Origin of the sequence: Pseudomonas sp. BSw22131, from assembly GCF_026810445.1 — a bacterium.
Classification (GTDB): Bacteria; Pseudomonadota; Gammaproteobacteria; order Pseudomonadales; family Pseudomonadaceae; genus Aquipseudomonas; species Aquipseudomonas huanghezhanensis.
This window is the reverse complement of sequence record NZ_CP113949.1, coordinates 4,309,963-4,330,256: the sequence shown is the minus strand read 5'-3', so window position 1 is coordinate 4,330,256 and position 20,294 is coordinate 4,309,963. Positions and strand designations below refer to the sequence as shown.

Below are 20,294 nucleotides of genomic sequence, written 5' to 3'. Positions count from 1 at the left end.
ATCATTGCCTAGGGTGGGATGGAGCCGCAGTTAGAGCGCGCTGAAATCAGGCTATGTATAACGCCCGCCAATCGAAAGCGATTGACGGGCGGTTTGGGGTTTACTTGATTCGCTGACCTGGCTTGGCGCCGCTGTCAGGGCTTAGCAGGTAAATTTCTTCGCCGCCGGGTCCTGCCGCCATCACCATCCCTTCCGAGATGCCAAAACGCATCTTCCGGGGCTTCAGGTTGGCAACCATCATGGTCAGGCGGCCTTCGAGCTCAGCCGGGTTGGGGTAGGCACTCTTGATGCCTGAGAACACATTGCGTTGCTCGTCGCCAATGTCCAGCGTCAGGCGCAACAACTTGTCGGCGCCTTCCACGTGTTCGGCTTTGATGATCAATGCAACGCGCAAATCAACTGCCGCGAAGGCATCGAATTCTATTTCCGGTGAAAGTGGATCTTTGGTCAGTTCGCCGTTCCCTTGTGGGCCGGTATCGGTCGCGCTGGCGGTAAGGTCTTCCTTGGACGATGCGGTCATCGCTTCGACCTTGGCCGGGTCTATGCGGGTCATCAGGGCCTGGAAAGGATTCAACTGATGGTTGCTCAACAGGGTTTTGTGATCGTCCCAGGTGAGCGGAGCGACATTAAGGAAGCGCTCAGCGTCGGCAGCCAGCAAAGGCAGCACCGGCTTCAGGAAGATCACGAGCTGGCGGAACAGGTTAATACCCAGCGCGCATACCGCCTGAACCTCATCCTGTTTACCCTCCTGCTTGGCGAGTGACCAGGGTGCTTTATCGGCGATGTAAGCGTTGGCACGGTCCGCAAGGCCCATGATTTCACGCATTGCCCGGGCAAAATCGCGAGCCTCATAGGCGTCGGCGATGCTGGGCGCCGCAGCGAGGAAGGCGTCGGTGAGTTCCGGCGCGGCGTTGTCCGCCACCATTACCCCGGCGTTGCCCTTGTGGATAAAGCCTGCGCAGCGACTGGCAATGTTGACTACTTTGCCGATCAGGTCGGAATTGACCTTTTGTACGAAGTCGTCCAGGTTCAGATCCAGATCATCGACCCCGCGTCCCAGCTTTGCCGCGTAGTAGTAACGCAAGTATTCGGGGGACAGGTGATCCAGATAAGTACGCGCTTTGATGAAGGTACCGCGCGACTTCGACATTTTCTGGCCGTTGACGGTCAGGTAGCCGTGTACGTTGATGCCGGTTGGCTTGCGCAAGCCTGAACCTTCGAGCATTGCCGGCCAGAACAGGGCGTGGAAATTAACGATGTCCTTGCCGATGAAGTGGTAAAGCTCAGTGGTCGAATCCTTGTCCCAGAACGCATCGAAATCCAGTTCCGGGCTTCGGGCGCAAAGGTTCTTAAAGCTGGCCATGTAGCCGATCGGCGCATCCAGCCACACGTAGAAATACTTACCGGGCTCATCAGGGATTTCAAAGCCGAAATACGGCGCGTCGCGGGAGATGTCCCACTGCTGTAGACCTGCATCCAGCCACTCTGCGATCTTGTTCGCGACCGCGTCCTGTAGCGTACCGCTGCGCGTCCAACTTTTGAGCATCGCGTCGAAAGCAGGCAGATCGAAGAAAAAGTGTTTGGAATCTCTCAATACGGGCGTAGCACCGGAAATCGCCGATTTCGGATCTTTCAGGTCTGTGGGGGCATAAGTGGCACCGCATTTTTCGCAGTTATCGCCGTATTGATCTTCTGTGCCGCATTTAGGGCAGGTGCCCTTGATGAAGCGGTCAGCCAGAAACATCTTCTTTTCGGGATCGAAGTACTGGGTGACGGAGCGCGTGGCAATGTGTCCAGCATCGCGCAGTCGGGTGTAGATCTCGCTCGACAGCTCGCGATTTTCGTCCGAGTGCGTGGAGTGGAAGTTATCGAAATCAACCAGAAACTCGGCGAAGTCGGCGCTGTGTTCAGCCTGAACGTTGGCGATCAGTTGCTCTGGCGTAATGCCTTCCTTCTCGGCGCGCAGCATGATTGCCGAGCCGTGGGCGTCGTCCGCGCAAACGTAAATGCACTGGTTGCCGCGATGCTTTTGGAAACGCACCCACATGTCGGTCTGGATGTACTCGAGCATGTGGCCAAGGTGGATGGAACCATTGGCATAGGGCAGGGCGCTGGTAACGAGAATCTTGCGTGGCTCGGACATGGGGCTCGGCTACTTGAAGTGAAACGGAGGTCGGCCACTATAAAGGTCTGAGCATTTTTTTTCACCCCGCAGCGCTGTGGGAAACGTGCCGCAAACGCAGGGAATCGATGTCGTCGCACGACAGAAGGGGTAGGATGGCCGCCTGTTTTACTCAGTCTTTATTTCGGGAGTGACCCATGAGCGCTGTTAGTCGCGCAACGGTGGAAGCCGTCCTTCGCCAATATACAGATCCATATTTGAACCAGGACCCGGTGAGCGCCGGGTGCGTGCGGACAATCGACATCAGCGGTGATCGCGTCAGCGTTCAGCTAGAACTGGGATACGCGGCAGCTTTGTTCAAAAGCGGTTGGGCTCAGGTGTTGCAAATCGCCATTGAAGGTCTTGAGGGCGTGTCATCGGCCAAAGTCGACATCAGCACGACCATCACCGCACACAAAGCGCAGGGGCAGATTCCGGGTCTGGCCAACGTCAAAAATATCGTCGCGGTCGCTTCAGGCAAGGGCGGCGTGGGTAAGTCCACTACGGCCGCCAATCTTGCACTGGCATTGTCACGCGAGGGTGCGCGTGTCGGGATACTTGATGCTGATATCTATGGCCCAAGTCAGGGCGTGATGTTCGGTATCCCTGAAGGCACGCGCCCCAGGATCAAAGATCAGAAGTGGTTTGTACCCATTGAGGCTCACGGTATCGAAGTGATGTCGATGGCCTTTCTAACCGATGACAACACGCCGATGGTCTGGCGCGGGCCGATGGTTTCCGGAGCGTTGTTGCAATTGATCACCCAGACGGCCTGGAATGATCTCGACTATCTTGTGATTGATATGCCGCCTGGCACTGGCGATATACAGCTGACGCTGGCGCAGAAAGTGCCGGTGGCCGGAGCAGTTATCGTCACGACGCCGCAGGATCTGGCGCTGCTGGATGCCAAGAAGGGCGTGGAGATGTTCCGTAAAGTCAATATCCCGGTGTTGGGTGTCGTCGAGAACATGGCGGTGCACATTTGCTCAAACTGCGGCCATGCTGAGCATTTGTTCGGGCAGGGCGGAGGCGAGAAGCTGGCCGCTCAATATGAAGTCGAGCTCTTGGCCTCGTTACCGTTGTCGATGTTGATTCGTGAGCAGGCTGACGGCGGGAAGCCAACGGTGATCGCAGAGCCAGAAAGCCAGATCGCAATGGTTTATCAGGAATTGGCGCGTCATGTAGGAGCGCGGATAGTGCTGCAGGAAGCAGCTTCCCCGGCAATGCCCGATATCACTGTCAGCGACGACTGAGGTTGCTGCGCGCCTGAAGTGCCTGTGCTGAGTTTGCGTTGCGTCAGCTTCATCAGCTGATGCAATGCAAGAGCGTTAAAGGCGTGCACAGGAGGTCTGCTTGGGTTTGCAGGTGTAGAGCGCGTCATACAAAAACTGCGGGCAATAAAAAACCCCGCTTTTGAGGGCGGGGTCTTTTTAAGCGATTCAGTGCAAGTTAGATAACTTGAACTTCTTCAGCTTGCATACCTTTCTGACCGCGGGTAGCGATGAAAGAAACCTGTTGGCCTTCTTTCAGGCTTTTGAAGCCGTCGGATTGGATTGCTTTGAAGTGAACGAACAGATCGTCACCCGATTGTGGAGTGATGAAGCCGAAGCCTTTTTCATCGTTGAACCACTTAACGGTACCAGTTTGGCGATTAGACATGGTGTATCTCCTTGGACAAAGTTAACTGCGACTCAGGAAGAACCCTGGCCGAGACTGAGTGCAAAGAGCAGGAAAAATTCTTGGAGATGGTTGGATCGAAATTCAACATCGTGTAGAGATTCTCAGTGACACAAGCAACACAGTGGACCCACCTTAACCGTTTTCTTCTGATGTGCCAATGGTCTGTTCACGTTTATTTCGAGAGAGGCGAAATCGATTTGCCGGTAACCGAGCACAGCCTTTGAACCCTGCGTCCTGGCCCGGTAAGATGCCTCATATCTTTTTCACCTCGCTACTCAGGACATCGCCATGAGCATCAAATCGGATAAGTGGATTCGCCGCATGGCGCAGGAACACGGCATGATCGAGCCGTTCGTGGAGCGTCAGGTGCGGGGCGAGGGAGCTGACCGTGTGATCTCGTTCGGCGTGTCCAGCTATGGCTACGACGTGCGTTGCGCCGACGAATTCAAGGTGTTCACGAACATCAATTCGGCAACGGTGGACCCGAAAAACTTCGACGAAAAAAGTTTCGTAGACGTCAAAAGTGATGTCTGCATCATCCCTCCCAACTCATTTGCGCTGGCCCGGACCGTTGAGTATTTCCGTATCCCACGTAACGTTCTGACGATTTGCCTGGGTAAAAGCACCTACGCACGCTGTGGGATTATCGTCAACGTCACGCCGCTCGAGCCTGAGTGGGAAGGCCACGTGACGCTGGAGTTCTCGAACACCACCACGTTGCCTGCGAAGATTTACGCCAATGAAGGCGTCGCGCAGATGCTGTTTCTCGAATCCGACGAAGAATGTGAAGTCTCTTACAAGGATCGTGGCGGCAAGTACCAGGGCCAGCGTGGCGTTACCTTGCCGCGGACTTGAAAGCCACATGCTGGAAACGTGAAATACGTAAGAAACGTGCCGTTGGTCATTTCGAAAATGAATTAGTCTCCAAATCGGCACTCTACTGACTGAACCGTTCCCTCTCGCCGCATGCGGGAGGGGCCAGACGCTCAGGGAGTACCCTATGAAGACACAGCAACTGAACACCAACACTCAGGAAGCGGACCCGGGACGCAATCAGGTAGGCATGCTCGCTTGGTCGCTGATGGCGCATCCACAGCTGAACATGGTGGGCGGCGGCATACCCGGCCAGCCGAATCCTGATAGCCCGAATGACTATCCGCAGCCTGAAGAACCTGGTGGACCGACTGTTCCCGACGAGCCACCTCCCGCTCCAGTCGCATGATTCCAACCCTGCCGTAGCCAATGCTTCGGCAGGGTTTTTGCTGTAATTCTCCCCGCTGAAAGCTTTCAGTTTTCTTGAAATGCGCAATCAATGCGCTTCCCAGATGGCATCATCTCCCACGACAAACACGCGACTCCCGTGCGCTCGCTCGATATTCATCCCACCTGTAAATGCCCCGAATGCCGGCAAAAGGCTTACCTTTTGCTGAACGTAGAAGCACGGAAGTCTCAAGCGTTGTCGGCCCATTCCGTAAAGCCTATAGGCAGGGTGAACGTGACCGGCCAGCACATGGTGCGTCGGGTGAGGGTCCGGTTCGTGCTGCAAAGCGTACGGGCCAGCCAGCAGGGGTTCGGTAACGACCTCGATCTCAAGCCGCTCAGGTGGGTCGCCCGCCCGTTTGTCGTGGTTACCGCGAATCAGGGTGATGCTCAAACCCGTGTGCCGCGCACGCCACTTGGCCAAAGCCGAGAGCGTTCCTGATGCGTGAGATTCGGGCGCGTGCAAAAAATCTCCCAGAAAAATCAGGCGGTCACAGGGCCAGGCGTCCAGCAGGGCATCCAGACGCTGTAAATTGCTCTCGGTAGTGCCATGGGGGACTGGCTGCCCAAGCTTACGGTAGGCAGCCGCTTTGCCGAAATGAGCATCGGCGATCAACAGGGCTCGTTCGGCGGGATAGTAAATCGCTTTGTCCGCAAGTAAATACAGCTCGGCGCCCGCCAGTTCTATAGACAACCAAGGCTTCATTCGCCGACCTCTGGGCCGGCGGCTTTTTCCAGATCGCGGACCATCCGCGCGATTCGGTCTGACAGTTTTTCGCTGCTGAGGCTCTCACGCATGCGCTCCACCAGCAGTGGAAACGCCAGCGGGGTGGGGCGCTTGATGACGTGCACATCCAGTTGCCGACCGTTGATCCGCCGCAACGTGTCTTCCAGTCGGGCGACATCCAGTTCCTGGCGCATGACTTCCTCCTCGGCTTGGGTCAGCAATAAATTACCGGCGTCGTATTGTTTGAATACTTCGAAAAACAGGCCGCTGGACGCCTGGAGTTGGCGATTGCTTTTGGGCGCGCCGGGGTAGCCCGAAAAGACCAACCCGGCAATCCGGGCAATTTCGCGAAAACGGCGCAGCGCCAGCTCACCGGCATTGAGGCTGGCGATGATATCGGGCAGCAGGTCGTCCCCGGAAAACAGACCGCCGTTCAGCTGTGCCGTCCAGTCGATGTCTGTCGCGCTTAGCAGCTCGAAGCCATAGTCGTTGACCGCAATGGAAAACGTCAGCGGTTGATCACGACTCAGGCGCCAGGCCAGCAGGCTCGCCAGCCCCAGATGCACATGGCGGCCGGCAAACGGATAGATAAAACAATGCCAGCCCTCGCGGGACTTCAACACCTCTGCCAGCAAAGTGGTTTTGCAGGGCAGGGCAGACCATTCCCGCTGAACTTCGAGCAAGGGCCTGACCGCGTGCATTTCCGGGCTAGAGAAATCCCCGTGGGCTGCGGCATCGAATTTTTCCACTACGGCGTCAGCCAATTCGCTGGAGAGCGGCATCCTCCCGCCGTTCCAGCGTGGGACAGCGGCTTTCTTGGTGGTGGCGCGCTTGACGTATGCGCTCATGTTCTCAACGCGCACCAGCTCCAGCAAACGCCCGCCGAAGAGGAAGCCATCGCCGGGCTTGAGGCGCGCGATAAACCCCTCTTCGACGCTGCCCAGCGAACCACCGCCGCCGCCCTTGCTCCACCACTTAACGTTGATGCTGGCGTCACTGACGATGGTGCCGATGCTCATTCGATGGCGTCGCGCCAGCCGCGCATCTGGCACACGCCAAATACCATTTTCGTCAGGCTCGACCCTTTGGTAATCGGGGTAGGCGGTCAGCGACAGTCCGCCCTGGCGAACGAACAGCAATGCCCATTGCCACTCTTCGTCGGTCAAATCCTTGTAGGCCCAGGCGGTGCGGACTTCGGCGAGCAGTTCGTCAGGCACAAAACCGCCGCCCAGCGCCATGCTCACCAGATGCTGCACCAAAACGTCCAAGGGTTTGTGGGGCGATTCCCTGGGTTCGATAAGACGTGCGGCCACCGCGTCATGTGCGGCGGCTGCTTCCACCAACTCCAGACTGTGGGTCGGCACCAGGGTGACCCGCGATGGCCTGCCAGGTGCATGGCCTGAACGACCGGCACGCTGCATCAGGCGCGCAACGCCTTTGGGCGAGCCGATCTGCAACACCCGTTCGACCGGCAGAAAGTCCACTCCAAGGTCCAGGCTTGAGGTACAGACCACCGCTTTCAGTTGCCCCTCCTTCAACGCGCGTTCGACCCAGTCCCGGACCTCACGCGCCAGCGATCCATGGTGCAGCGCAATCAATCCCGCCCAGTCTGGCCGGGCATCGAGTAGTGCTTGATACCAGATCTCCGACTGCGCCCGGGTGTTGGTGAACAACAGGCAACTCTTGCTGCTGTCCACCTCTTTGACTACCTGCGGCAACATGCGCAGGCCCATGTGCCCGGCCCAAGGGAAGCGCTCGATCGATGACGGCAGCAGCGTGTCGACGATCAATTCCTTTATAACTTTGCCCTGCACGGTGACGCCGTTGTCGCCAAGCAGCACGTCCTGGGCGTGGGCCTGGTTGCCCAATGTCGCCGACAGCCCCCAGACGATCAGGTCGGGGTTCCATTTGCGCAGCCGGGCCAACGCCAGTTGCAGTTGGACGCCGCGTTTGTTGCCGATCAGTTCATGCCACTCATCGACCACGACCATTTTCAGTGTCGATAACACAACGTGTGCGTCTGCACGGGTCAGCAACAAGGTCAGGCTTTCTGGCGTGGTGATCAGCGCAGTAGGCAGGCGTCGCCCCTGTTTGGCCCTCTCGCTGCTACTGGTATCGCCCGTACGCAGACCAATGGACCAAGGGATGTTCAGCTCTTTTAACGGTGCCTCCAGCGCGCGAGCAGTGTCGGCGGCCAGCGCGCGCATGGGCGTTATCCACATCACGCTCAACGCCGGCGCGGGCGGTTTGCGTTTGCGCGACTTTTCTTCGATTACCGGCGCGGCCTGCTGAGCGAACCGGTTGAGCGCGCCGAACCACACCGAATAGGTTTTCCCTGCACCGGTGCTGGCGTGCAGCAAGCCGGAGTCACCGCGTTTGATGGCTGCCCAGACCTCTTTCTGAAACGCAAACGCCTTCCAGTCACGTGGGGCAAACCATCGCTGGGCGAAGTCGGGGGATTTGGGCATGCGTGGGCCGATTGCTGTGAGCGGGGTTAATTCAGAGACAGCCGGGGGAGGGAATTAGTTTGAAGTTTGTTATGCCGTCCCTTGCAGTAGCCAACTTGTCGGCGAGAGAGAATGCGGTGTATCAGGTACACCGCCTCGCGAACAAGTTCGCTCCTACAGAGGATCGCAGGTTACTTCAGGTTTCCGCTCAAGAACTGCTGCAACCGCTCGCTTTTTGGATTGCCAAGGACTTCGTCCGGATGGCCGATCTCTTCGATCTGGCCTTGATGCAGGAACACCACCTGATTGGCGACTTTGCGCGCGAAGCCCATCTCGTGAGTCACCAGAATCATCGTTCGGCCTTCTTCGGCCAGGCCTTGAATGACCTTCAACACTTCACCCACCAGTTCCGGGTCAAGGGCCGAAGTGGGTTCGTCGAACAGCATGATTTCCGGCTCCATCGCCAACGCCCTGGCGATAGCGACGCGCTGCTGCTGGCCTCCGGACAAGAAGGCCGGGTATTGATCGGCGACGCGTGCCGGCAAGCCTACTTTGTCCAGGTATTTGCGGGCGCGTGTTTCGGCTTCAACCTTAGATACGCCCAGCACCCGACGCGGGGCCATGGTGATGTTTTCCAGCACCGTCATGTGGCTCCACAGGTTGAAGTGCTGAAACACCATCGCCAGTCGCGTGCGGATACGCTGCAGTTCAGCCGGGTCGGCCACGCGCATGCCGCTGGCGTCGCTGACCATACGGATTTGCTGGCCGTCCAGGCTCATCGCGCCGTCGTTGGGTTGTTCGAGAAAGTTGATGCAGCGCAAGAAGGTGCTTTTGCCCGAGCCACTGGCGCCGATCAGGCAAATCACGTCGCCGACGTTGGCCTTGAGCGAGACGCCTTTGAGGACCTGGTGATCGCCGTAGCTTTTGTGCAGGCCATCGATGGTCAGTTTGTACATGACTGGCAATCCTTAAGGTGAAAGTAGGTAGCCGCTGCGATAGGGGTCAGTACCGGCGATATGGGCAACGACCATGCCTGCGGTCGCCATGCGTCGCAAGGAGCGGGCGTACATCAATCCGGGGTTTTGGGCGTGAATCTGCATCACCGCATCGCTGATCGGGTCGATGACCTCGGCAATCAGTTGCCCGGCCTCGACGTACTCGCCCGGCAGTGTGCAAAAAACCAGCAGGCCTCCAACGGGTGTCGCCACCGGCTCGACTGCGGCCAGCGGTGTGGCCGGGTACAACAATGCAGGAGGCTGGACGGGCTCGCCCGCAATGGCGCCGAATTGCATCAGGTAGCTGATGATCGCCTGACAGTCGCGGCTGCCGAGTGCGTGGTTGACATCTCCCTGGCCTCGCAGCTCAAGCGTTACCGAAAAACTGCCCATCGCCATTGCAAAACGATTGGCAAAGCGTTGCTCCAGTTGCCACCAGACCAGGGTGAAGCACTCATCGAACGACTGCCCGCCGGAGTCCGTCGCCAGCAAGCTCGCCTGTGCGCCGAGATAGCGAGACAGCGGCTCGACCTGCGGCCAGGCCTCGGGCGTGGTGTAGAGATGCTCGACCGATTCGAAATCGCAATGCAGGTCCAGCACCATGTCGGCATCGCACGCCAGCCGTTGTAAGGCCAGACGCTGGGACTCCAGTTGCGTGGCGGGTACACGCGCCTTAAGCGCTGCCAGCAGCGTCGTGCGAATCAGGCGCACGTTGCTGTCGACGTCATCGGTCAGCCGCGATTCGACTTCATCGCCCACCTGCTGGCTGAGGTCGACGAACCAGCGGTTGAAGTTCTGTCCGCTTTCCAGCTCGTAGCGGCCAAGCGGGATGTCCATCAATACCTGTTCAAGGCCGATCGGATTGGCAACCGGCACCACCACGATCTCCCCCAGCAATTGACCGGCATTTTCAAGCTCGGTCAGGCGCTGCTTCAGGTACCAGGCGACCAGCATCCCCGGCAGCTCGTCGGCGTGCAGAGACGCCTGAATATAGATTTTGCAGGCGCCGTTTTCCGGGCCGTAGTGAAAGCTGTGGATCTGCCGCGCCGTGCCGGGCACTGGCGCCAACAGATCATGCGTCTGGTGTCGCATCGAACGTTCCTAGTGAGAAGGGCCAAGGAACGCTAGCCAGCGGCGCTCCGCAAGTCGGAACAGCCCGACCAGAATGAAGGTCACCGTCAGGTAGATGATGGCTGCGATACCGAACGACTGGAACGTCAGGAACGTCGCCGAGTTGGCATCACGCGCCACTTTGAGGATGTCCGGTACGGTGGCCGTGAAGGCTACCGTCGTGGAGTGCAGCATCAGAATCACTTCGTTGCTGTAATACGGAAGCGAACGACGCAGGGCCGAAGGCATGATCACGTAGGCATACAGCTTCCAGCCGCTCAGACCGTAAGCCTTGGCCGCCTCGACTTCGCCATGGTTCATGCTGCGGATGGCACCGGCAAAAATCTCGGTGGTGTACGCGCAGGTGTTCAGGGCGAAGGCAAGGATGGTGCAATTCATGGCGTCGCGGAAAAACACATCCAGCATCGGCTGCTCTCGCACGGCGGCAATGCTGTAAATGCCGGTGTAGCAAATCAGCAACTGGATGTAGAGCGGTGTTCCGCGAAACAGATACGTGTAGAACTGCACCGGCCAGCGCACCAGCGGATTACGCGAAACACGGGCGATGGAAAGCGGAATAGACACCACGAAGCCAATCGCAATCGAGGCGCTGAGCAGCCACAGGGTCATCGCCAGACCGGTAATGTTCTGGCCATCGCTATAAAGGAAGGGACGCCAGTATTCCTGAAGCAACTCGATCATCGTTGAGCCTCCCGGCTGCCTGCCGCATAGCGCCGTTCTGCCCAGCGCAACGCGAAGTTGGACACGCTGGTGATCACCAGATAAATCAGCGCCGCGAGCACCAGGAAATAAAACAGCTGGTACGTACTTTTGCCGGCGTCCTGCGCGGCTTTGACCAGATCGGCCAGGCCGATGATCGACACCAGCGCAGTGGCCTTGAGCACCACTTGCCAGTTGTTGCCGATGCCAGGCAGGGCGAAGCGCATCATTTGCGGGAACACCACGTAACGAAAGCGCTGACTGCGAGACAAGCCGTAAGCGGTCCCGGCTTCGACCTGGCCGCGTGGCACCGCAAGGATCGCGCCGCGGAAAGTTTCGGTGAAGTAGGCGCCGTAGATGAAGCCCAGCGTAATCACGCCTGCGCTGAAGGGGTCGATTTCGATGTAGTCCCAGTCCATAGCGTCGGTCAGCGTGCTCAACCACGTCTGCAGGCTGTAGAAGATCAACAGCATCAGCACCAGATCGGGTATGCCCCGAATCAGCGTCGTGTAGACCTGAGCGGGTACCCGCAGGATGGCGGATTTCGAGAGTTTGGCACTGGCACCGAGCAGGCCGAGCACAATGCTCAGCAGCAGCGACATCAGTGAGAGTTTGACGGTCATCCAGGTGCCTGCCAGCAGCAGCGGGCCGAAGCCTTTAAGGCTGAACGCCGACAGTCCCAGGTATTGCAGGAGGGTTTCGAGCATGTGGAACCTTTGCAGTCAATAAAACGCCCGCCGATCTCAGCGCGGGATGGATGATCGCTGAAATCGACGGGCGTTTGTGTTCTTACTTACCGCTGTACAGATTCAGATCGCCGAAGTGCTTCTTCTGGATCTCGGCGTATTTGCCGTCGTCGTGTAACGCTTTGATACCTTTATCCAAAAGTGCTTTCAGCTCTTTGTTACCTTTGGAGATACCGATAGCGGTTTTGGCTGGCAGCAACGGGCTGTCGATAGGCTTGCTGACTTCGTAGCCCGCGCCTTGTGGCGACTTCAAAAAGCCCAGTTCGGCTTGCAGCATGTCCTGAACGGAGGCGTCCAGACGGCCCGACACCAAGTCAGCATAAACCTGGTCCTGGTTGGCGTAGGCCTGGGTTTTTACGCCTGCCTTGTCCAGCACGGCTTTGGCGTAGGCTTCCTGAATGGTGCCTTGCTCGTAACCGACGGTTTTGCCTTTCAGCGTGGCAGGGTCTTCGGTGAAGCCCGCGCCTTTCTTGAAGACCAGCGATGTCGGGCCGGAGAACAGCTCTGACGAGAAGTCGATGACCTTCGAACGTGCATCGGTAACGGTCATGGACGAGATGACGCCGTCGAACTTGTTAGCTTTGAGGCCCGGAATCATGCCGTCGAAATCGCTTTCGACCCACTTGCACTTGACCTTCAGTTCTGCACAGATCGCGTTGCCCAGATCGATGTCGAAACCGACGAGGCTGCCGTCAGCGGCTTTCGATTCAAAAGGTGCGTACGAAGGATCGACGCCAAAACGCAGCTCCTTGTATTCCTTGGCCATTGCATTACCAGCGGCCAGACAGATGGCGAGTGCAGAAAGGGTCAGCCATGCTTTTTTCATCGTTCAGTCCTTAAAACCAAATTGAGCGTTGGGAACACGCGAAGGCTTGCTACCGGCGAGTGCCAGACCGCAAATAGACAGCAATTTCCGAACCAAAGATACGAACGTGCGTTTTAAATGTACGCAGTTGTCGCAATGATGACTTAGCGCCATCTTTCGCTGTTTTTTGTCGATGGCGGGCGTGTGGGAGAGTAGCGGGGATGAGGGTATTTCGCTTTATCAATTTGTAGGAGCGCGCTTGACCACGATTGCGGTGGGCCATCAAGGGGGAGGGTGACAGGGAAGACGCGTTCGCGGGCAAGCGCGCTCTTACCCCGGCCAAACTGGTGCGCGGCGATATGAGCGCACCAAAATAGTGCTCAGCCGAGCAGGTCCTGCAGCGTTGCCAGGCTGTCTGCCTCAGCAACAGGCTTGTCCAGCCGCCACCGAAGCATTCTTGGAAACCTCACGGCGATCCCGCTTTTATGGCGTTTTGACAACGCTATGCCCTCAAACCCCAGCTCAAACACTAATGTTGGCGTCACGCTTCGCACAGGGCCGAACTTCTCCAGCGTGGTCTTGCGGATGATCGCATCGACTTTGCGCATTTCCTCATCGGTCAGCCCCGAATACGCTTTGGCGAAGGGCACAAGCGTGCGTTCGCCGGCGTCTTCGGGGCCATCCCACACGGCGAACGTGTAATCGCTGTACAGGCTGGCGCGCCGACCGTGGCCGCGTTGCGCGTAAATCAGCACCGCATCGACGCTGAACGGATCGACCTTCCACTTCCACCAGACGCCCATGTCCTTGGTTCGGCCCACGCCGTACATCGAATCACGTGCTTTGAGCATCATCCCTTCAACGCCCAGGCTGCGGGATGCCTCGCGTTGCTTGCCCAGATCGAGCCAGTCTTTGCCGGTCAGCACGGGGGAGGGCAGCAAGACCGGGCTTTCGCAGTCTTGAATCAACGTCTCCAGCTGCGCGCGCCGCTCATGTTGTGGACGGCTGCGCCAGTCGTGGCCTTCCCACTCCAGCAAGTCGTACGCGAGGATGACCACCGGAACGTCTTCGAGAATTTTCTTGCCCAGCGTCTTGCGTCCGATGCGCTGTTGCAGCAGCGCAAACGGCTGCACAGACGGAGAGGCCCCGTCGGGTACTCCGGGCGCTGGCGTCTCCAGAGAGAATCCCTCGCCCTTTTCCGAACTCAGGTCGGGCGCTTTCCACACCACGATTTCGCCGTCGATGACCGTGCCGTCCGGCAGGGACGCAGTCAGGCTGTGGAGTTCAGGGAAGCGCTCGGTGACCAGTTCTTCGCCTCTGGACCATATCCACAAACGGCCCTCTCGCTTGACGATTTGCGCGCGTATGCCGTCCCATTTCCATTCCACTTGCCAGTTTTCGGCCGGCCCCAGCAAGGTCTCGAATTGATCGACCGGTTGCTGCAAGGCATGGGCGAGGAAGAAGGGATAAGGCTGACCGCCGCGCTGCGCGTGTTCGTCCTCGGACTCTGGGGCGATCAGTTTCAGATAACCCTCGGCGCTCGGCCGATGGGACAAATCGGTGTACCCCACCAGGCGCTGCGCCACGCGCTTGCTGTCGATCTCTGCCAGCGCTGCAAGGGCTCGCGTGACCAGCAGTTTTGACACGCCGACCCGAAAACTGCCGGTGATCAATTTTAGGCACACCATCAGGCTCAGTCGGTCCAGTTGCGCCCAGAACGTCGGCAGGCGCGTCATCAATTCCTCAGGCGGCAGGCCGCGCAACGGCAAGAGTTTGTCCTCTATCCACGACGCCAGGCCTTCGTCCGACTTGTGGTCAGCCTGGGGCAGCAGCAGTGACAGCGTCTCGGCGATATCGCCAACTGCCTGGTAGCTTTCTTCAAACAGCCATTCGGGCAGCCCTGACAAGAGGATCGCCTGTTCCCTCAGCATGCGGGTCGGCACCAGTTGGCGCGGCCGCCCGCCGGACAGGAAGTACACCGCCCACGCTGCATCTTCTGGCGCTGCGGCGGCAAAGTATTGCTGCATGGCGGCCAGTTTTGCATTGCTGGATGTGGTGGCGTCGAGGGCCGAATAAAGCTCGGCGAATGCTCTCATGCCGTCTCCTCACTGGCGGTTTCAGCCGGGGCCGGCGCCTCGTCTTCCTCGGCGCCGTATTCGGTGGCGAAGCCTTGCGCATCCAGACCCTGCTCGCGCAGGTAACGCACCAGAATCGCCACTGAGCCGTGCGTGACCATTACGCGCTCGGCGCCGGTGTTCTCAATCGCCCAGAGCAATCCTGGCCAGTCGGCGTGATCAGACAGCACAAAACCGCGATCCACGCCGCGTCGACGTCTAGGGCCGCGCAGCATCATCCAGCCGCTGGCAAAACCGTCGCTGAACTCACCGAAGCGGCGCATCCAGGTGCTGCCACCGGCTGACGGCGGCGCGATGATCAAGGCTTGGCGCAGGGCCGGGTCGGTTTTTTTGAAGTCGCCCGCGTACTGGGTTTCCGGGATGCGCACACCGGCTGCGCGGTAAACGCGATTCAACGGCTCGACCGCGCCGTGAACAAGGATCGGACCGATGCTGGGGTCGATTCCGTGCAGGATGCGTTGGGCTTTGCCGAACGAATAGGCGAACAGAACGCTGGCCTTGCCAACAGCGGCATTTTCGCGCCACCACTCATTGATGCCCGCAAAGATTTCAGACTGCGGCTGCCAGCGGTAGATCGGCAGGCCAAAGGTCGATTCGGTGATGAATGTGTGGCAGCGCACCGGTTCAAAAGGCGCGCAGGTGCCGTCGGGTTCGACTTTGTAATCGCCCGATGCGACCCAGACTTCACCTTCGTATTCCAGACGTACCTGGGCTGAGCCCAGCACATGACCAGCGGGATGAAAGCTGAGTTTGACGCCGTGATGGGTGATGCTTTCCGCGTATTCGAGGGTTTGCAGGTTGATGTCCTGGCCCAGCCGGGAGCGCAGAATGCCTTCGCCGGGTGCAGCGGCCAGGTAGTGTTTGTTGCCGGTGTGGGCATGATCGCCATGGCCGTGAGTGATCACTGCCCGTTCAACCGGCCGCCATGGATCGATATAAAAATCTCCGGGTGGACAATACAAACCTTCGGGACGGGCGATGACAAGATCCATGGAGTGACCAAGTGGAGGGGCTTGTCAGTTATGAGCGGGGAGGGCCGATGATCGTTCCCATTTTCAGCTATTGATAATGCTGTGGGAGTGAGCTTGCTCGCGAGGCGCATGCCTGAACAGATCGCACTTGTAGGCGCGCGCTTGCCCGCGAAGGCATCGAGTCAGTCACCATTGGCGTTTCTGACACACCCTCATCGCGGGCAAGCGCGCTCTTACAGCAGTCGATGCGCGCGGGCACGATCATCGATGGTTTCTACTTCCCTGGCGTCAACGTCAAACGCGCCTTGCCGTAGGCCTTCTCGAAGTTCTCCGGCTTCATCGGGATGGAAAGGTATTGGCCTTTCAACCACGGCTCGATGCCGTCTGCGTAATGAGGGCTCGCCGGGTTACCTGATTGGCCTGCGCCGTTCTGGCCTATCATGGGCTCCTGTTGCGAGAAGTCCACGATGATGCGCAGGCTGGAAGCTTGCACGGCATCGAAATCCTGCCCCCAGCGATACCCCGAAGCATTGAGCGTGGTGTGATCGCCACCCGCTGCAACGGGCCCTTTGAACAGGTTCGGTTTAGTGCCGCCCAGCGCTGCCGTCAGTTGGGCGCTTTGGCTGGTCCAGCCGTAATGGTGCAGTTTGCCCCACTGCCACGCCTTGTGATCGCCGCCAAGCAGGCTGTCGCCCGAGGTGATCGCTGCCGCCAGACTGCGCGCCAGAATGGTGGGTTTATCTTCCTTCTGCGGGGTTTTCACGTCATCCCAATACGGACTGTCGTCGCGCCCCAGCAGGTGATCGGCTTGGGCTGAATAGGACAAGTCCGCGTTCTGCACCAGTGCTTTCCAGGCCGGGCTGCTTTCAGGGCCAAGCTCATCGAGGAAAATCTGCTTGGCGCTTTCCTGAAGGAACAGCTCATAGATCGCCGCGTCAGCTGAAGTCAGTGCGAGTTTGCCGTCGAACGCCATCAGACGCGTGTAGGCCTCACGGGCCTTGTCGCGCTCAGGTGCCGGCAGTGCGTCGATCGCCTGTTTCAATGGTTGAGACATGCCCGGCGCCTCGAACATCTTTTTGAGCTTGGCCGCGAAGGTCGTGGTCTGGTCGTACTGCATGGCGATGGTGCTACGGGTGTCCTGCTTGCCGCTGTTGGCCAACTCGGCGATGCGTTCGGCGCGCTCCGGGTAATCCCAGGAGTTGGACAGTTGCATGCCGTACCCTTTGGGGATCGTGCGGTTGTTGGCGTTGCCGATCCAGCCGGACTGCGGATCCTGGTCGTACGGGTGAAGCATGGAGTCGGCGAACCCGTCCCAGTCGAAACGGCTGTCCCAACCCGGCGACGGCATCAAGCCCAGTCCTTCACGACGATTCGGGTATTTGCCGGTTACCTGCCAACCCACGTTGGAGGCGTCGGCGAAAACCATGTTCAGCGTAATTGCGCGGATCTCGCGGGTCGTGTCGAAAGCCCGCTCGACAGTCTGCGCGCGGGTCAGGTCAAACAGGGCATCCAGAGATTTGTCGTCTTTGGCGTCCGGTGTTTGCAGCGCCAGTCCCAGTCCGCTGTTGAGCTGGGCTGAGCTGCCGTTAAGCAATGCGCCGTGACGGGTGGCGTAAGCCGCTTCCCGCACAGGACGCTGGCCTTTGACGAAGTAGGTTTCTTCGTGGGCGGACGCGGCCAGCCACTTGCCGTCGGCCATGTACATCAGGCGATTGTTTTCGCGTTTGATCTTCTCCAGAAACAGGTCCTGGTTGTCACCCAGTACCGGCCCCATGCCCCAGGCCAGCGTCCCGTTGAAGCCCGACAGCACCAAGGGCAGACCCGCCACAGTGACGCCTGCGGCCTGGTATTTAGGCGCACGTATCTGCACGAAATTCCACATCGACGGCAGCGTAGTTGGCAACTGACTGTCAGTGGCCAGCATGCTTTTGCCTGCACGCGCGCGTTGTGGCGCAATCGCCCAGTTGTTGGATGCCGCGACGCCCAGCAGATTGAGGTCCGACAGTTGCAGCGAGGCCTTGTCCAGGTCACTCAGGCCAGGCAACTGCGTACCCAGGTTCAAGCCCTTGAGTTTGTCGGCCTCTGCAAAAGGCAATTCTTCGTCGGGATACGTTGGCAGCAGCCATGCGAGCTTGTCGGCGCCGACTTTTTGCGCCAGCACCAGCGAGGAGATCTCTTCTTGCAGATTCACCGACAGGCTGAAGTTCAGCAGGCTGAAGATCAATGCTGAGTCTTCTGGCTTCCAGTATTCGGGTTTGTAGCCTGCGTCGCTAAGGTCAGCGGGCAGTTTGTCGCGATAGCGGAACAGGTAGGCGTTGACCCCACGCGCATACACTTCAAAAAAGCGCTTCAGACGTGGCGACGACGCAGCATAGAGCTCACCGGCGCTCTGCTTGAGGTTGGCGGCGCGCATCATGCGGTCGAGATCGAGCGCCCCGGGGCCTGCGATTTCCGACAGGCGCCCTTGCGCCAGCAAGCGCATCTGCACCATTTGGCTGATGCGATCGGTGGCATGCACGTAGCCAAGGGTGAACAGCGCATCGTGGAACGTGTTGCTCTCAATCAGCGGCATGCCCTGATTATTACGACGCACGGAGACGTTCTGCGCGAGGCCTTTGATGGCAAACACACCGCTGGCAGGCGGCAGCGTACTGCTGTCACCGCCGTTCAACTGACAACCCGCAAGGCTCAAAAGCCCCGTCATGGCAGCGGCAACACCGAACCGGTTTTTAACGAATGAAAGGGCTGGCGAGGCCATGTTGAAGCTCCTGCGGGGGTAGGCGTACGAAAGGCGCTACGTTAGAGAGCGGGCAGGCAGCACGCAAGCAGGGCGCAAGAGTTTATTTCGGGAAATTTCAGGGGGAGGGTAGTCGGCCGCCAAGAGTGGGGGTGGCCGAGCCTGTGAGGGCTGCGCTGCACAGCGTCTGTGAAGACGCTGTGCAGCCCGGTATTGCGGCTCAGCGATCAGGCGCCGTGGCATTTCTTGAATTTTTTGTCGCTGCCGCAAGGGCACGGGTCGTTGCGACCAACGTCTTTCAAAGCGTTGCGAACAGGCTCTTGAGGTTCGTGGTTGCAGTGCGGGCCGTGGACATGACCGTGATCGTGGTGATGGTCATGCGCGTGATCGTGGTCACAATCAGGGCCGTGCACGTGGGCTTGCTGGTTCATCAGGGTCACTCCGGAATAAAATCGCCGGGAATTATGTCGCAATTCCCGGCTATTGCCTAAGCGCCTTACGGCACGGGCGTTTTAGGTAATGGTTTGCTGATCTTGTACCGAATTTGTACCAACCAACACGCCCTCAAGCTTGTCGACTTCACTCCAGTCATCCTTGGAGTTGATCCAGCGGGCGTACGTTGAAAGCAGCATTCGGACACTGTGCCCAAGTTGGCTGGCGATGAACGCAGGGTTCATGTTTGCCATCAGGCACATGGTCGCATAGGTGTGACGGCAATTGTATTGCGGTCGGGGCCGGATAGCCAATGCATCCACTGCCGCATCGAAGTGTTTGGCGGTAACGGTCGTATCTTGAATGAACTCCGTTGTCCTCGATGGCGGGAAAACATAGGGTGAATTGGGCACCTTACGCCGGAACTGTGTTGCTCGGAGGTCCGCCACCTTCCTGGCTTCGGCCAAAGCATTCATTGCCCGACTGTTTAACATGACATGCCGGTCATACCTGGTCTTCGTCCTGAACTCTACCTTCTGGTCGGCAACGATCTTGAACACATGGGCGGTTCGTTTTGACATATCGATGTCATCCCAGCGCAGCGCGTAAATCTCACCTGGCCGCATTCCCGTAAAAAACGCGAACTCAGACAGAGCGGCGTATATTTTCATTGATTTGGGCAACTTCGCATACATGCTCGCGATAATCCGATTGGCTTCCTCCACGCTGAATGGGTCGATATCTTTGCGACCTGGTGCTGGCGTCTCGATTGATGACAAAGGGTTTCTCAGCAAAAGACCATCCAGCATCGCCGTTACAAAGATAGGGTTTAAGCGTTGCAGTGCCGAACGCTTAATAGCCGGCCGTTCCCACGGAATCTCGCCAACAATTTTGCGCAGGAACGTCGAGGTGATTTGGTCAATTGGGATTGTTGCGAGTATGGGCATCCAATAGTTATTCAAAGACGACAGATAGTTATTCTTGGTTCCCAGCACAATGTCTCGGCCATTCAACCAACTTTGGGCATACTCGCCGAAAGTTGGCATGGCAGATGAAGTTGAATAACTGGAGTTTGGGAAAAATTCGGAGTACCGACTTTCATCAAGTACTCCAAGTTTGGCGAGAGTTATTACGTTAGAACGTAGATCGGATGCTGCCTTGATGCCCTTGGGCGTCTGGGGAAGGCCGAGGGTTTCACAGCGGCGCTGCCCTTTCCATGTGAAGCGGATTCGGATTGTCTGGCCGATGAATTCCACTCCGGCGGGCAACTCCAAAGGCTTTCGAGCCATTGCTCATATCTCCTGATGCTGTAGTAAACCTTCCCATCGATCGTGTTCCACACCCCCTGCGGGATGACGCCGCGCGCCC

The 20,294-nt window shown here is 58.4% G+C and carries 17 protein-coding genes; 3 read left to right on the top strand and 14 right to left on the bottom strand.

The window, feature by feature from the left end; genetic code table 11:
• Nucleotides 1-100 precede the first annotated feature (100 nt).
• Entirely contained in the window at nt 101-2,143 is a 2,043-nt protein-coding gene (metG, locus tag OYW20_RS19580; RefSeq protein ID WP_268797574.1) for a methionine--tRNA ligase, read from the bottom strand.
• Nucleotides 2,144-2,319: 176 nt separating this feature from the next.
• On the opposite strand from metG, the gene apbC reads away from it, so the two are divergent.
• Nucleotides 2,320-3,414: an iron-sulfur cluster carrier protein ApbC gene (apbC, locus tag OYW20_RS19575; RefSeq protein ID WP_268797573.1), complete on the top strand. Its 1,095-nt coding sequence runs from the start codon at nt 2,320-2,322 to the stop codon at nt 3,412-3,414.
• A 196-nt stretch (nt 3,415-3,610) separates the two neighbouring features.
• Here apbC and OYW20_RS19570 read toward each other — a convergent pair whose 3' ends face one another.
• Nucleotides 3,611-3,820 carry a cold-shock protein gene (locus tag OYW20_RS19570; RefSeq protein WP_002554837.1) on the bottom strand — a complete coding sequence of 70 codons (210 nt, stop codon included), beginning with the start codon at nt 3,818-3,820 and terminating at the stop codon, nt 3,611-3,613.
• Nucleotides 3,821-4,129: 309 nt separating this feature from the next.
• Between OYW20_RS19570 and dcd the strand changes: the two genes are divergently transcribed.
• Together dcd and OYW20_RS19560 are read left to right on the top strand one after the other, a co-directional pair.
• On the top strand, nt 4,130-4,696 hold the full coding sequence (dcd, locus tag OYW20_RS19565; protein ID WP_074889011.1) for a dCTP deaminase: 567 nt from the start codon (nt 4,130-4,132) through the stop codon (nt 4,694-4,696).
• 145 nt (nt 4,697-4,841) lie between these two features.
• Nucleotides 4,842-5,063: a hypothetical protein gene (locus OYW20_RS19560; RefSeq protein ID WP_268797572.1), complete on the top strand. Its 222-nt coding sequence runs from the start codon at nt 4,842-4,844 to the stop codon at nt 5,061-5,063.
• Between the two features lie 87 nt (nt 5,064-5,150).
• Here the strand turns inward: OYW20_RS19560 and pdeM are convergent, their stop codons facing one another.
• The 12 genes from pdeM to OYW20_RS19500 form a co-directional block, all read right to left on the bottom strand.
• The gene (gene pdeM / locus OYW20_RS19555; protein WP_268797571.1) at nt 5,151-5,807 is read right to left on the bottom strand and encodes a ligase-associated DNA damage response endonuclease PdeM; all 657 of its coding nucleotides are present in this window, start codon (nt 5,805-5,807) and stop codon (nt 5,151-5,153) included.
• A complete protein-coding gene (locus tag OYW20_RS19550) occupies nt 5,804-8,296 on the bottom strand; it encodes a ligase-associated DNA damage response DEXH box helicase (RefSeq protein ID WP_268797570.1) in 2,493 nt (830 codons plus the stop codon). The genes pdeM and OYW20_RS19550 overlap by 4 nt, the downstream gene beginning before the upstream one ends.
• A gap of 170 nt (nt 8,297-8,466) precedes the next feature.
• Nucleotides 8,467-9,231 (bottom strand): ABC transporter ATP-binding protein, encoded by a 765-nt coding sequence (locus OYW20_RS19545; protein ID WP_268797569.1) that lies wholly within the window; start codon nt 9,229-9,231, stop codon nt 8,467-8,469.
• Nucleotides 9,232-9,243: 12 nt separating this feature from the next.
• Nucleotides 9,244-10,362, bottom strand: a complete 1,119-nt coding sequence (locus OYW20_RS19540) for a succinylglutamate desuccinylase/aspartoacylase family protein (protein ID WP_268797568.1) — start codon at nt 10,360-10,362, stop codon at nt 9,244-9,246.
• A 9-nt stretch (nt 10,363-10,371) separates the two neighbouring features.
• Nucleotides 10,372-11,082, bottom strand: coding sequence for an ABC transporter permease (locus OYW20_RS19535; protein ID WP_268797567.1), 711 nt, complete (start codon nt 11,080-11,082; stop codon nt 10,372-10,374).
• Nucleotides 11,079-11,807 carry an ABC transporter permease gene (locus OYW20_RS19530; RefSeq protein WP_268797566.1) on the bottom strand — a complete coding sequence of 243 codons (729 nt, stop codon included), beginning with the start codon at nt 11,805-11,807 and terminating at the stop codon, nt 11,079-11,081. The genes OYW20_RS19535 and OYW20_RS19530 overlap by 4 nt, the downstream gene beginning before the upstream one ends.
• A gap of 82 nt (nt 11,808-11,889) precedes the next feature.
• Nucleotides 11,890-12,672, bottom strand: coding sequence for a transporter substrate-binding domain-containing protein (locus OYW20_RS19525; RefSeq protein WP_268797565.1), 783 nt, complete (start codon nt 12,670-12,672; stop codon nt 11,890-11,892).
• Between the two features lie 359 nt (nt 12,673-13,031).
• On the bottom strand, nt 13,032-14,747 hold the full coding sequence (locus OYW20_RS19520; protein ID WP_268797564.1) for an ATP-dependent DNA ligase: 1,716 nt from the start codon (nt 14,745-14,747) through the stop codon (nt 13,032-13,034).
• On the bottom strand, nt 14,744-15,778 hold the full coding sequence (locus tag OYW20_RS19515) for a ligase-associated DNA damage response exonuclease (RefSeq protein ID WP_268797563.1): 1,035 nt from the start codon (nt 15,776-15,778) through the stop codon (nt 14,744-14,746). The genes OYW20_RS19520 and OYW20_RS19515 overlap by 4 nt, the downstream gene beginning before the upstream one ends.
• Before the next feature lie 253 nt (nt 15,779-16,031).
• Nucleotides 16,032-18,515 (bottom strand): penicillin acylase family protein, encoded by a 2,484-nt coding sequence (locus OYW20_RS19510; RefSeq protein WP_268797562.1) that lies wholly within the window; start codon nt 18,513-18,515, stop codon nt 16,032-16,034.
• 206 nt (nt 18,516-18,721) lie between these two features.
• Nucleotides 18,722-18,925, bottom strand: coding sequence for an SEC-C metal-binding domain-containing protein (locus OYW20_RS19505; protein ID WP_268797561.1), 204 nt, complete (start codon nt 18,923-18,925; stop codon nt 18,722-18,724).
• An 81-nt stretch (nt 18,926-19,006) separates the two neighbouring features.
• Nucleotides 19,007-20,215, bottom strand: coding sequence for a tyrosine-type recombinase/integrase (locus tag OYW20_RS19500; RefSeq protein ID WP_268797560.1), 1,209 nt, complete (start codon nt 20,213-20,215; stop codon nt 19,007-19,009).
• Nucleotides 20,216-20,294: the final 79 nt, after the last annotated feature.

What these genes read in the sequence shown, in the direction of transcription:
- metG (WP_268797574.1), bottom strand. Translation starts at nt 2,143, where the DNA reads ATGTCCGAGCCACGCAAGATTCTCGTTACCAGCGCCCTGCCCTATGCC.
- apbC (WP_268797573.1), top strand. Translation starts at nt 2,320, where the DNA reads ATGAGCGCTGTTAGTCGCGCAACGGTGGAAGCCGTCCTTCGCCAATAT.
- OYW20_RS19570 (WP_002554837.1), bottom strand. Translation starts at nt 3,820, where the DNA reads ATGTCTAATCGCCAAACTGGTACCGTTAAGTGGTTCAACGATGAAAAA.
- dcd (WP_074889011.1), top strand. Translation starts at nt 4,130, where the DNA reads ATGAGCATCAAATCGGATAAGTGGATTCGCCGCATGGCGCAGGAACAC.
- OYW20_RS19560 (WP_268797572.1), top strand. Translation starts at nt 4,842, where the DNA reads ATGAAGACACAGCAACTGAACACCAACACTCAGGAAGCGGACCCGGGA.
- pdeM (WP_268797571.1), bottom strand. Translation starts at nt 5,807, where the DNA reads ATGAAGCCTTGGTTGTCTATAGAACTGGCGGGCGCCGAGCTGTATTTA.
- OYW20_RS19550 (WP_268797570.1), bottom strand. Translation starts at nt 8,296, where the DNA reads ATGCCCAAATCCCCCGACTTCGCCCAGCGATGGTTTGCCCCACGTGAC.
- OYW20_RS19545 (WP_268797569.1), bottom strand. Translation starts at nt 9,231, where the DNA reads ATGTACAAACTGACCATCGATGGCCTGCACAAAAGCTACGGCGATCAC.
- OYW20_RS19540 (WP_268797568.1), bottom strand. Translation starts at nt 10,362, where the DNA reads ATGCGACACCAGACGCATGATCTGTTGGCGCCAGTGCCCGGCACGGCG.
- OYW20_RS19535 (WP_268797567.1), bottom strand. Translation starts at nt 11,082, where the DNA reads ATGATCGAGTTGCTTCAGGAATACTGGCGTCCCTTCCTTTATAGCGAT.
- OYW20_RS19530 (WP_268797566.1), bottom strand. Translation starts at nt 11,807, where the DNA reads ATGCTCGAAACCCTCCTGCAATACCTGGGACTGTCGGCGTTCAGCCTT.
- OYW20_RS19525 (WP_268797565.1), bottom strand. Translation starts at nt 12,672, where the DNA reads ATGAAAAAAGCATGGCTGACCCTTTCTGCACTCGCCATCTGTCTGGCC.
- OYW20_RS19520 (WP_268797564.1), bottom strand. Translation starts at nt 14,747, where the DNA reads ATGAGAGCATTCGCCGAGCTTTATTCGGCCCTCGACGCCACCACATCC.
- OYW20_RS19515 (WP_268797563.1), bottom strand. Translation starts at nt 15,778, where the DNA reads ATGGATCTTGTCATCGCCCGTCCCGAAGGTTTGTATTGTCCACCCGGA.
- OYW20_RS19510 (WP_268797562.1), bottom strand. Translation starts at nt 18,515, where the DNA reads ATGGCCTCGCCAGCCCTTTCATTCGTTAAAAACCGGTTCGGTGTTGCC.
- OYW20_RS19505 (WP_268797561.1), bottom strand. Translation starts at nt 18,925, where the DNA reads ATGAACCAGCAAGCCCACGTGCACGGCCCTGATTGTGACCACGATCAC.
- OYW20_RS19500 (WP_268797560.1), bottom strand. Translation starts at nt 20,215, where the DNA reads ATGGCTCGAAAGCCTTTGGAGTTGCCCGCCGGAGTGGAATTCATCGGC.